The sequence below is a fragment of the Chitinophaga terrae (ex Kim and Jung 2007) genome, assembly GCF_900107795.1.
In the GTDB taxonomy this organism is placed as follows: Bacteria; Bacteroidota; Bacteroidia; order Chitinophagales; family Chitinophagaceae; genus Chitinophaga; species Chitinophaga terrae.
This window is the reverse complement of the sequence record NZ_FNRL01000016.1, coordinates 131,983-144,192: the sequence shown is the minus strand read 5'-3', so window position 1 is coordinate 144,192 and position 12,210 is coordinate 131,983. Positions and strand designations below refer to the sequence as shown.

At 45.8% G+C, this 12,210-nt stretch carries 7 protein-coding genes; 6 read left to right on the top strand and 1 reads right to left on the bottom strand.

Features of this window, described 5'->3' with window-relative positions; all coding sequences use genetic code 11:
• Positions 1-727: 727 nt before the first annotated feature.
• The 6 genes from BLV62_RS17555 to BLV62_RS17530 all read left to right on the top strand — a co-directional run bounded on the left by BLV62_RS17555 (position 728) and on the right by BLV62_RS17530 (position 10,722).
• Positions 728-2,485: a hypothetical protein gene (locus BLV62_RS17555; RefSeq protein WP_139170248.1), complete on the top strand. Its 1,758-nt coding sequence runs from the start codon at positions 728-730 to the stop codon at positions 2,483-2,485.
• Between the two features lie 80 nt (positions 2,486-2,565).
• Positions 2,566-4,992 carry a hypothetical protein gene (locus tag BLV62_RS17550; protein ID WP_139170246.1) on the top strand — a complete coding sequence of 809 codons (2,427 nt, stop codon included), beginning with the start codon at positions 2,566-2,568 and terminating at the stop codon, positions 4,990-4,992.
• 16 nt (positions 4,993-5,008) lie between these two features.
• Positions 5,009-6,577 (top strand): T9SS type A sorting domain-containing protein, encoded by a 1,569-nt coding sequence (locus BLV62_RS17545; RefSeq protein ID WP_089763262.1) that lies wholly within the window; start codon positions 5,009-5,011, stop codon positions 6,575-6,577.
• Between the two features lie 123 nt (positions 6,578-6,700).
• On the top strand, positions 6,701-7,390 hold the full coding sequence (cmk, locus tag BLV62_RS17540; protein WP_089763274.1) for a (d)CMP kinase: 690 nt from the start codon (positions 6,701-6,703) through the stop codon (positions 7,388-7,390).
• Between the two features lie 575 nt (positions 7,391-7,965).
• Complete coding sequence (locus BLV62_RS17535; RefSeq protein WP_089763261.1) at positions 7,966-9,912, top strand: tetratricopeptide repeat-containing sensor histidine kinase; 1,947 nt, start codon at positions 7,966-7,968, stop codon at positions 9,910-9,912.
• Between the two features lie 42 nt (positions 9,913-9,954).
• Positions 9,955-10,722, top strand: coding sequence for a LytR/AlgR family response regulator transcription factor (locus BLV62_RS17530; protein WP_089763260.1), 768 nt, complete (start codon positions 9,955-9,957; stop codon positions 10,720-10,722).
• A 244-nt stretch (positions 10,723-10,966) separates the two neighbouring features.
• Here BLV62_RS17530 and BLV62_RS17525 read toward each other — a convergent pair whose 3' ends face one another.
• The gene (locus tag BLV62_RS17525; protein WP_089763259.1) at positions 10,967-12,190 is read right to left on the bottom strand and encodes a 4-hydroxy-3-methylbut-2-enyl diphosphate reductase; all 1,224 of its coding nucleotides are present in this window, start codon (positions 12,188-12,190) and stop codon (positions 10,967-10,969) included.
• Positions 12,191-12,210 lie beyond the last annotated feature (20 nt).

Genomic DNA, 12,210 nt, shown 5'->3' with positions numbered 1-12,210 from the left:
CAACAGTTGGACAGAAAAGTCTACAATCGTCTGCGCATATGTATCTGGAAGCAATGGAAAACCATCCGTAACCGGTACCGTAATCTTATAAAACTTGGCTTATCAAAGTATTACGCAAGGATGTGGAGCAAAACGAGTATAGGTTACAGCCGTGCGGCTCGTAGTCCGATACTATGCAGAACCCTCACCAACGCATACTTTAGGAAAGAAGGCTATGTCGGATTTTACGAACGCTATTATCTGAAAACAAAAAGTCAGATTAAATTATTCTAACAAACCGCCGTATACCAGACCGGTACGTACGGTGGTGTGAGAGGACAGTGAGGGAAATAATCCCTCACTTCCTACTCGATTTTCTACCACTAACATGTTATATCAAACTCATCCATATAGATATATTATTAGAGAAGATGAACAAGTTATATGGGTTAAAGACAGTTTTCCTGACCTAAAACAAAGCAAAAATGGTATGTAAATACCATTTTTTTGAAACAGGATATATTTCAATTTTGCGTTATACAAAATTTACACCCTATTTAACCAATTGAAATGTAGATTATTGTGCTATCCAAATTTTAACTGTATTTATTTCATGTATACCGGGCATGGAGGATATTGACAATCCCTGATTATCTGATTTTCAACCATTTTTTACATAATCCTGAACAGTACCGCTTTACGGTATTGAATGGAAATCCTTATACTATTTATCCTTATATCTATCCCTATGAGACAATCTCTACGTATTGCTTTACGCGTTTTGTTACTGGGAGGCGTCGGCCTTACTGCTTCCCAGGTTAAAGCCCAGTTGAAAGTAGGTTCGAATCCTACTAACGTCCAGAAAAACGCTATCCTCGAACTGGAAAGCAAAAAGCAAGGTCTCTTGCTGCCGCGGCTGGACGACTTTTCAGGCATCAACGGTATGGGAATCCCGGTGAAAGACGGTATGCTGGTTTATAAACTCGCCGCTGCCGATGGCGCCGAAGGTCTTTACATTCGCCAGGCAGGTGCATGGGTACTGCTGGCAAGTGCTGCTGATGCAACTTCCAACTGGAAGCTAACCGGCAACAACGGGAAAACAGGTGATTTTATCGGCACCCGGGATGCTTTCCCGCTTGTCTTCAAAACAGACAACAAGGAAAGGTTCAAAATATCCAGCGATGGCAAACTGCAGGCTGGTACAGATGCTAACATCCCCACTGAAGCAACTTCCCTGAAAGTGCTGGTATTGGCAGCCGATGGAACAGTTTCTCAACGTACGCTGAATGCCAACGCCTTCGGCAAAGTAGTTAGTACCCTCGATGGTTTGGATGGCGATGTTACATTTACCCTCACCGGCGATGGAAATATCGATAACATCACCAAAGCCGCAGCCGCCGGCGACGTTAAGGTAAGCGTACCCGTTATGAACAAGAACACCCAGCAATACGGTTTCCTGAGCCTTGCCGACTGGAATAAGATACAGGCTTCGCAGAAGCAGATCGTTATCGGCAATTTCGCTATCGCCTCCAATCCTAACGGTTTATCGATCGATCAAACCGGCGCCCAGGCTTCATTGATACTGCATCCCGCAGACGCAGCCAATCCCGGTGGCGTATCAATCACGGCGCAGGAATTCAAAGGGATCAAAACCTTCCTGGATCAGATCAATGGCTCCAACGGTTTGAATATCACAGCAGGCGGAGCTACCATCAAAGGCGCTACCACGCTTGAAAATGGCGTGACTATCAACGCCGGTGCAACCGTGAATGGAGACGCTCAATTCAACAACAAACTTTTAATTCCCAGTGCCGCTGCTGTAACCGCAGGCAATAAAGTATTATTGCAAGGCGCAGGCGGAGAAGTAGTAACCCGCCAATTGAACGATGCTGCATTTGATGGATCAATTACTACCCTCAACACCTTAACAGGCCCTAAGATCGACCTGAAGGCCGGCAGCGCAGGTACAGACTTCAACATTGTTCCGGACGCCAGTAAAACGCCAATGGAACTGAACCTGAACATTCCAAACGCCTCTGTAACCAATCTTCGCGGTCTGGTAACCAACGATGCGCAAAGTTTTGGCGGCGTTAAGAAATTCGCCGACTCCCTGTATGCCGCAAAATCAGTGCTGGTAGGCAATACCGTATATGCTGCCAATTCTACTCTCCAGGTAGGTTATAAAGGCGCAGGTACTGTTTCTATGCCGATCAGGACGGTGACTACAGATGACGCTCCTATCGGTGATGCCTATACGGTGTTGGTAAAATCGACTTCTCCTATACAGTTGCATCTGCCTAAAGCTGCAGATGTGGAAGGCCGCGTGATCACCATCAAAAAAATACCTGCAACAGCAACAGACGATAACACCGATAATCCTGTTACGATTAAAACACTATCAGGAGATACAATTGAAGGCGGAACAGCTTTCAATATCATCAATGACTGGACCTTCGTTACACTGCAATCTGATGGTGTGAACGGTTGGTATATCATTAAGAAATAAGGATAAGGTTTCGGGAACGGTGATCATTTCACCGTTTCCCTCTTTCCATTTATCGGTCATTTTTTCCAAAGAAATTTAGTATGAAGTCGTTACCATGGAAGGCGATGTCCGTCATTGCACTGTGTTGTATTTTTTCTGATAAACTGTTTGCCCAGCAACTGAAGCTGGGAATGCAACCTACTATCTTAGACAAAGATGCTGTACTGGAATTGAACAGTGATAAACAGGGTTTATTAATGCCTCGCGTACCTAAAAGCAGGATTACAGCAGGCGGACTGCTGTTTGGCGCAAAAGCCGGCATGCTTGTTTATGTGGTGGATGATGCCAGTATCTATCTGAAGAAAACAACCGGATGGGTGAGGATAACTGACTTCAGCTCTGTTTCAGCAGGAACAGGGATCAGCATTGATGCCGCAGGCGTTATCAGTAACACTGGCGTTACATCTTTCAAAACCCGTACTGGCGCTGTGTCTCCACAGGAGGGCGACTATAACCTTGACCTGCTGGACGATGTGGTGATCAATACGGCATCACTGGCAAATAACCAGGTATTATCTTTTGACCAGGCTACCAGCAAATGGACAAACAAAACAGCGCTGACCAGTATTGTGACCGCTGCTCCTGTTACCGGCGCCGGCACTGCCGCTTCGCCGCTGTCGCTGATTGCCGGTACCACTGCTAACCAGGTGCTAAAATGGAATGGCACTGCTTGGACAGCAGGAACAGAAACCACCAGCGCCCGTAAACTTACCATCACGGCGGGCAGGGGGATCAAACAGGTTACGCCGGCAGGGGCGCAGGACCTCACAGCCGACAGGTCGTGGACTATTGACGCTGACAATACCAACGCACTATGGAATGCCAATAAACTCCAGGGTTTGGGCATCAGCACTACTGCACCGGCAGACGGGCAGATCTTAAAATGGAACGCTGCCAAGTCGCTTTACGAACCAATGGACGATAGTACCGGCGGCGTTACTTTTGCTAAACTCACAACACCCGATGCCGCGTATGCCGATCAGCCCTTTCCTAAAGTAAAACTAAAGATCTGGGAAGCGCAGGGCGGCTCGCCCGTAACAAATGGCCCGGCAGGCGTTACCGCCCACGCATGGACCATCCTGTCTTTCCGCAATACCAGTTATACCACTCAGCTGTTTTTCGATAAAGCCAACCTGGCGATTAAAGAGTGGGGCGGCAACAATAGCCCGCTGACTTCCAACGGTGGCAATCCCTGGTACAAAGCTGTGCTGACGCATGGCGATAACGTGTTCACAGATGGCGGGATCGTTTTTGCGAAGAAGACGTCGGATGCTTCTGTGGAAGTGTCGCAGGACGCTGGTAATTTCTTTTACGATTTTGCGAACAAACGTTTAGGCATCGGCACCAACACTCCCGCCAATGCCCTTGAAATTGCGGGAGCCGCCTATACAGGCGGCAGCCTGACGCCCGCTACATCAGGCCTGCGGCTTAAAAACCTGGCTACTGCAACACCCGATCCTTCCAATACAAAAGTACTTTCTATCAATGCACAAGGCGACGTGATCGTTACAAACAACGCAGCTAACGATAACTGGCTTACCACCGGTAACGTTGGCGCAGCGGCAGGTTCCTTTCTGGGGAACAGGGACGATGTACCGATGATCATTAAATCAAACAATCAAACCTACCTTGAATTTGGACGGCGCGATCTGCTTGGATTAACAGATACAGAATCTTACGGCCCTGAATATAGTGATGTGAACCAGAAAGTGACGCATCTACGTTCTGCTTTGCAATTCGAGTCGTCGTCGAGGTTGTATAAACCGATGTTCTTTGTAGACCAGTATGGCAACTTCCGTATGAAAGGAAGCGCCGCCAGCGACGATATTTTCGAATTTGGGGCTACTGGTTCTACGGTCAACGATGGCGGTTTTGATTTTATTATCGGCGATGATGGCGATGAACCGATCATCTTTAAAAGTTATAATTACAATGGCCGGGTTTTTAGTGAAATGATGAGGATTCAGCTGGGAAAAGTAGGAATCGGGTTAACTGCTGAACCGGCCAAAGTGCTGCATGTAAATGCCAGGAACGATGCCATCCGTTTGCAAAACCTGGCTACCACTACTACGGCCAATAATTTATTGACCATTGATGCTAATGGGGATGTGAGGCAGGTAAATAAGAATAGTACCAGTTCTTTTACCAGTATGAATATCACTGGTACAAACAATGCATTAAACGTTGGTACGGTAAATAATATGATTAGAATTAATAGCGGCTATAACGGTACCATTAATGGAATTACAAACGGTACAACGCCGATTGACGGACAAACTATTACTTTCTATTGTATTGCGACTACCGGAACCAGTCTCACTTTTAATAATAACAGCAATAATGCAGCCCTAGGGAACAGGATATATACTCCCACTGGTGCCGCAGTTACTATTTCAAATCAAGGTAATGCTACGTTAGTTTACTCCGCCCAGGATAACGCCTGGATAATGATTTCTTTTATTCTTTAATCGAGCTTCTACCTCTGTGAAATACCTATTAGTCATATTAGCTTTCCTCTGCTGGTCGCCGGGCCTTTCTGCCCAGCAGGGAGTCTACATTCCGCTGGGCGCATCCGTCTGGTTGTCGTCCAATACCAACGTAGGTATCTTCAGCGATATGACCAATAACGGTACGCTCGGCTCTCAGCCTAACAGCACTTTCTATTTCCTCAGCAAACTATGGACTAACGGTAACGGTGCTACGTTGCCCGATGAAAGCGCTGATGGCTATTCCGGCCAGGGAGGCGTATTCGTATTTTCAGGAAGCAGCAGGCAATTGATATTCGGCGGATACAGCCTGGCTGCAAAATCCGGTACTTCGTTTCCCAACCTGCAGGTCAACAATTCTTCCGGCCTCTGGCTCGATGATCTGAGTGATCTGAAGATCCGTAACAACCTGCATTTTGCGAACGGCAGGATTTTCCTGAACGGATGGAATTTGCTGGTAGGGAATAAACAGCCCGGAACTATTACAGGCTATAACGATCAGCGTTACGTGGTAACAGGAAATGCAGCAGCCGGGGGAGCTTTGTATAGGGAAGGGGTCAATGATGCTGCCAATAAAGTTGTTTTCCCTGTAGGTACAGATGAAAATGATTATTCGCCGGCGGCCCTGGTGATGACCGGCGGCTCCGACGATTTCGGGGTCAGGGTATACGACAGCGTATACACGCTGGCAGCGGGTGGTCCGGCGTACAAGGATAGTGTTGTGAATAAAACCTGGAACGTACAAAGGGTGAATAATAAAGGGGGAGAAGTAGATGTAATTCTTCAGCATAAAGAAACCAGCGAATTGCCGGGATACGCCGAAAACAGGGATAGCAGTTATATCACCCAGTTTGTAAGCGGGGTATGGGACAGGTTGAATGTAATTCCGAACAAACCTCTACCGGGTACGCTTACCGCCAGCCCTCTCTCTGAGCCGGCAGTGATGCACCTGCGCCACTTTACCACGCTGGGAAGCAGTGAGTATTTTGCGAAAACAATATTGGCCGGTACCGCCAAACCTGCCATATTCCTGAATTTCGAAGCATACAGGATCGCCCCGGTTGTAGTGCAGTGCGACTGGAATACCAGTAAAGAAGTTAATAACCTCAGGTTTGAACTGGAAAGAAGATATGAAAGGGAAGAAACCTTTACCCGGGTAGCTACTATTCCAAGTAAAGCTGTGAACGGCAACAGTAAAGTGCCTCTTGGTTACACCTACCAGGACCTGAACGACTACGACGACTGGACCTATTACCGTGTAAAAGCAGTTGGGAAAAACGGGCAGGTAGTATATTCCGATATCCGCGCAGTACCGCCGTTTGTACAGATCAATGTTTACCCGAACCCCAATGCGGGTAATTTTAAAGTCAGCATACGCGGCATTCGAGGCGATCTGCTGATCCAGGTGCGGGATACCTGGAGCCAGTCGCTGAGAATATATAACGCTAAGAGCGGAGATACGGATCTTGATATCACCGACCTTCCATCCGGAGCTTATTTCCTCGTGATATACCATAAAGACACAATGAAGGTTGCCTACACCTGCAAAGTAATAGTTGCACAGTAATCAATTTTCCTGCAAAAGCGTTTCACTGCCGGGCTTTTGCAGGAAAATTCTTTGTTATTTGCCCAATTTGCCTCAAATTTGTACCGTTCTTCCTCAGACAGGCAATCAATTAAACAGAATATTTTGAAAAAGATAATCATCACGATAGATGGCTACTCTTCTTGTGGCAAAAGTACCCTTGCAAAGCAACTGGCAAGGAAACTTAATTATACCTACATCGACAGCGGTGCTATGTATCGTGCAATTACCCTTTATTTTATTCAGAATAATGTGAACTGGTCATCTCATGAAGAGGTGGTGGCTGCGCTTAAAAGCATCCATCTTGACTTTGTGATCAATTCGCTGACTGGTTTTGGTGAAATGTACCTGAATGAAGAGAATGTTGAACACCTGATCCGCGAGATGGTTGTTGCTGAAAAAGTAAGTGAAGTGGCTGCGGTGAAAGAAGTACGTGAATTTGCCGTTTCCCAGCAACAGAAAATGGGCGCCCGCAAAGGTATCGTAATGGATGGCAGGGATATCGGTACGGTTGTTTTCCCGCACGCAGAACTGAAGATCTTTATGACGGCCGATATCGAGATCAGGGTACAACGCCGCTTTAAAGAGCTCTTCGAAAAGAATAAAAATATCACTATTGAAGAGGTTAAGAAGAACCTCGAGTTAAGAGATTATATTGATGCCAACCGCGAGATCAGCCCTCTCCGGAAAGCCGACGATGCTATCATATTGGATAACAGTCACTTAACCCACGAAGATCAGTTGAAATTGGTACTGCAATGGGTAGAGGATGCCATTATGGAGCATTCCTCATAAAAGAATTTTTTCTTTTATTAAAACTCTTTTATACATTTGCTATATGGCAATGGATCATTGCCGCGTAATAATTTTTCCACATCCTCCAGAATTTCCAATTTATTTATTTTCTATGCCTCTGCATTGTCTGTATACAGACATTGGTTGCATTGTTTTAACCTTTATCCTTCCTGAAGTCTGCATTGGTAATTTTTTGTGCCGTGTGTTTTAGAGTGTTGTGTATAAGACAATTGAATTTGAGCGTCTGACGCGTTATTATATATCGTGCTACGTTAAGGTCTTATCCTAGCTATATCCACAAAAGGACCCTTTGCTATTAACCGATTATCAGAATTGCTAATAAAATATAAAGATCAACCCTACAGCAGGTTTCCTAATGCGGTAGGTTGTAAAAGGTAATGTGGGAAAGCATGGCTACCATGACTATCTCATATTTTCAGTAGGTGTATTCGGTTAATAGGAAGAAGGGGCGAATTCTTTCGCCCTTTCGCTTTTTAATAAAATACCCTTTCCTTGTTTGGCTTCCCGGCTTTTGTCGTAATTCTTTTTTAAATTGTGAGCCACACAATCGACCAATGTCTATAAAAGGTGTATGTATTATCTGCCTGTTATTCCTGTCTTATAATTTATGGGCGCAGGACTCGCTGCAGGTCTACCGGCAACTGGAACAGATCCGCTCCATGCGCCCGGATACCGCAAAGCTTTCGGCATACCTGAAAGCAGGCAGGTCTAACTCCCGGTATTTCGACCAGCAGAAACAGGAGAACCTCTTCTGGCAGGAAGGCCTTTTACTCGCTCACCAGCTCCATTATCCCAAAGGAGTAGCTGTTCTCTACAACGAGATCGGCACCAGCAAACGGAACAAGTCGTTGTACCTCATCGCGGAAGATTTCCATGAAAAAGCGCTGAAAGCAGCTGAAGACGCAAAAGATACTTTGCAGATAGTGATCGCCCTCAATAACGTAGGCGTCGACTGCCGGCGCCAGGATAAGCTCCAGAAAGCCTTCGATTACCATGTAAGGGCGCTGAAACTGGCAGAACAAATAGGGGATATCAGGAATATCTGCATTGCCACCAACAGTATCGGGAATATCCAGTTAAGTACTGAGCGGTACGACGAAGCCATCGAGCATTTCAACAAGGCCCTGGCCCTGGAAGAAAAAAGCAATAACCCGTTGGGAATGGCCATCAACCTGGGAAACCTGGGCTATGCCTACCAAAGTAAAAAGAAGCTGGATCTGGCCATTCAATATTTCAAACGTTCCCTGGCTGTTAACCAGCAGCTCAACAATCCAACGGGAATGGCTGTCTGCTATAACGCCCTCGGCGCGGCATATAAAGAGAAAAAAGAGTACGACCACGCAATGGTTTACCTGCAAAAAGCATTGGAGGCCAATGAAAAAGTGGAAGATAAAGTGCATGTGGCAGAAAGCTACCTGAATATCGGCAAGCTCCTGGGCGCCCAGGGAAAACATGAGGAAGCGCGGAAATACATGCAGCAATCGATAGAAGTCAGCACCTTCTGGGGCTTCAAATCTATGCTCATGGATGCCTGGAAAGGGCTGGCGGAAGATTATAAAGCCGCAGGAGATTTCAAAAGATCCCTGGAAGCAGCCGACAAATCATTGTTGTATAAAGATAGTATCCTGGATGAAAAAGCCTCTATGGCTATTACCCAAATGCAGGCGATCTACGAGGTAGACAGGAAAGATAACCAGATCCGGGCTTTGGAGCACGATAAGATCATCAATAACCTGCGCACAAGACGCAACGTCATTATTACTTTCTTTTTAGGCGCTTTCCTGCTGATGGGGTTTATTGGCGGTTTTTGGTATATCCGTCACCGTAACCTGGAAGCCAAAAAACAAACTTTGCAGCTGGAGCTGAAATCACTGCGCTCGCAGATGAATCCTCATTTCATCTTTAACTCGCTGAGTTCCATTCACCGGTATATCTGGAGCAACAACCAGGAAGAAGCGTCAGATTACCTGACTAAATTTTCCCGGTTAATGCGGTTGATTTTGGATAATACACAACATACTTTTGTTACCTTGAATAAGGAATTAGAATCCTTAAAACTGTATCTTGACCTTGAATCATTGCGCTGTAATGGTATATTTGAATGTAGATTTTTTATAGACGCCGGGATCAACGAAGAAGAAGTATTAATTCCACCTATGATCTTACAGCCTTATGTGGAAAACGCCATCTGGCACGGATTAGTACATAAACAACCAACCGAAAAAGGACTGCTGGATATTGAAATGCTTTTGGAGAAGCGCAGCCTGATCTGTACAATCACCGACAATGGAATAGGAAGGAAGAAAGCTATGGAGATCAAAGAGCGAAAGGGCAAAGCCCATACCTCCGTAGGGATGAAAGTAACGGAAGGAAGGATAGATCTTATTCGTAAGATCAATAACAAAGAAGCTACCGTTACCGTAACCGACCTGGAAGATGAACAGGGCAACGCCACCGGAACACAGGTAACGATTGTATTGCCGGCAGAATTTGTGTTTTAACGGTCACACTAACTATAGATTTTTAGCTAAAAAGCTACTCGTATGAGCGAAATCAGAGCTATCATCGTAGATGATGAGCAACATTGCATTGATGCCCTGCAAACGATGCTGGAAAAGAAATGCCCGGGCGTTGAAGTAATAGGAACAGCCAAAAGCGTGAAAGACGCGAAAGAACAGATTGATGAAAAACATCCGGACCTGGTATTCCTGGATGTTGAAATGCCTTACCAGAATGGTTTCGAATTGTTAAAACAATTTGAGAAGGTCAGTTTTGATGTGATCTTCACAACGGCCTATGAACAATATGCGTTGAAAGCCATCAAATTCAATGCACTCGACTATTTGCTGAAACCTTTCAGTATTAAGGAATTGCAGGATGCATTGGAGAAAAGCAGGGAAAGAAAAGGCAACCGGGTAAAAGACCTGGGCGCACAAAGCCCGATGGACGTGTTCCTGCAGAATATGAAAACCATGCAGCAATCTCATAAAAAGATAGCCTTGCCAACCATCAACGGGCTTGTGTTTATGCCCGTTCAGAATATTGTCAGGTGCGAATCTACCGGCAACTATACCCGTATTTTCTTCACTGATAAAAAGAACCTGATGGTTTCCAGACCGTTGAAGGAATTTGAAGAACTGTTGTCGGATGTGGATTTCTTCAGGGTGCATAATTCCCACCTGATAAACATGCAGCAGATGCAGTCGTATATCCAGGGAGAAGGGGGCTTCGCGTTAATGAGCGATGGCACCCAGGTGGAGGTTTCGAGAAGGCGCAAAGCGGAGTTCCTGAAGAAGGCGATGCAGTTCTAATATGAAAATCAGCGGTTTCAGGCAGTTAGAGCTATCCAGATTTAATCGTTTTTATACCAGTTATGATTTATTATCTACCATATACTAAATGGGGATTGCAGGCATATGACAGATATTTTAGTTTTGGCTAATAATCTGATTTTCATACACGCCATATAAATTTTTATACTCTGCATTACTAGCGTGATTAGCCCCAAAGAAGAAAGACACCTTGATTGGTGTCTTTCTTGTTTTTGTGAATATCTTATAACTGTGCGATGTATTCGTCGGCCTTGTGCTCTACGCCATAGAACGAGAGCAGTTTTCGTATCACGGCTTCTACCAGGGCATCCGGGCAGGAAGCGCCGCTGGTCAGCAAAATAGTGACGGGCGATTTATCTGCCAGGTAGTAGCTTGTATGCAGCTCCTGTTTGTTATGGAAGTCGTAATGGCTGATCTCAGTGGCCGAGATCAGTTGCTCCGGTGATGAAATATAGTAGGTGGGCAGCTTTTCTTCACATAATTCAACCAGGTGAGAAGTATTGGAACTGTTATACCCGCCTACGACAATAGCCAGGTCGGCAGCCTCTTTCAGCATGCCTGTCACGGCCGATTGGTTATCGTTGGTCGCGTAACAGAGCGTATCGCGGGTATCTGCAAACCGTTCCGGAACTGCTTCCGGGCTAAGGTCGAAGGTTTCTACCATTACCTGGCGGATGTAGTCTGCAATGGCCTGTGTTTCAGTGGCCAGCATGGTAGTTTGGTTAACCACGCCCACCCGTTGCAGGTCTGTTGCCGGGTTAAAGCCTTCTGAAAACTGCCCTTTAAATACATCGGCAAAATCTTCCAGCGGTCTTTTCCCTTTAATGAACTCGCCCAATACGATGGCTTCTTCCATATCTTTTACCACTATAGTAGGCGTATTTGCCTGGCTATGGGAGAAAGTTGCCCTTGTTTCTTCATGTTTAGGCTTTCCGTGCACAATAACTGTATAGTTCTTGTTGCCTATCTGTTCAGCCTTATTCCATACCCTTTCCACGAAGGGACAGGTAGTGTTATACTTCAGCGGTTCTATACCCAGGCCGGCAAGTTGACGCTCAATTTCCAGGGTAGTGCCAAACGCAGGTATGATCACGATATCGTCGGCCTGCAGTGCAGACCAGGGAATAAGCTGTTTGCCGGAAGTATCCATGAGAAATTGTACTCCTCTGTCGAGCAGGTCGTTGTTCACATGCGGGTTGTGGATCATTTCACTCAGCAGGAAAATCCTTTTGCCCGGGTTTTCGTCTACGGTTTTAAAAGCTATTTCAATAGCGTTTTCTACTCCGTAGCAGAAGCCGAAGTGGCGGGCCAGCAATATTTTAATGGGACCAAAATCCAGGGTGGTAGGTGTAAAATCCTTCTTCATCCTGTCCTGCTCTTTGCGCTTGTTCTTGATAGCGCTGATAAGCGGACTTCTATATATAACCGGAACGTTGAATGTTTTCATGAGCTCAAATAATGGGGCAA

What these genes read in the sequence shown, in the direction of transcription:
- BLV62_RS17535 (WP_089763261.1), top strand. Translation starts at nt 7,966, where the DNA reads ATGTCTATAAAAGGTGTATGTATTATCTGCCTGTTATTCCTGTCTTAT.
- BLV62_RS17550 (WP_139170246.1), top strand. Translation starts at nt 2,566, where the DNA reads ATGAAGTCGTTACCATGGAAGGCGATGTCCGTCATTGCACTGTGTTGT.
- BLV62_RS17530 (WP_089763260.1), top strand. Translation starts at nt 9,955, where the DNA reads ATGAGCGAAATCAGAGCTATCATCGTAGATGATGAGCAACATTGCATT.
- BLV62_RS17525 (WP_089763259.1), bottom strand. Translation starts at nt 12,190, where the DNA reads ATGAAAACATTCAACGTTCCGGTTATATATAGAAGTCCGCTTATCAGC.
- BLV62_RS17555 (WP_139170248.1), top strand. Translation starts at nt 728, where the DNA reads ATGAGACAATCTCTACGTATTGCTTTACGCGTTTTGTTACTGGGAGGC.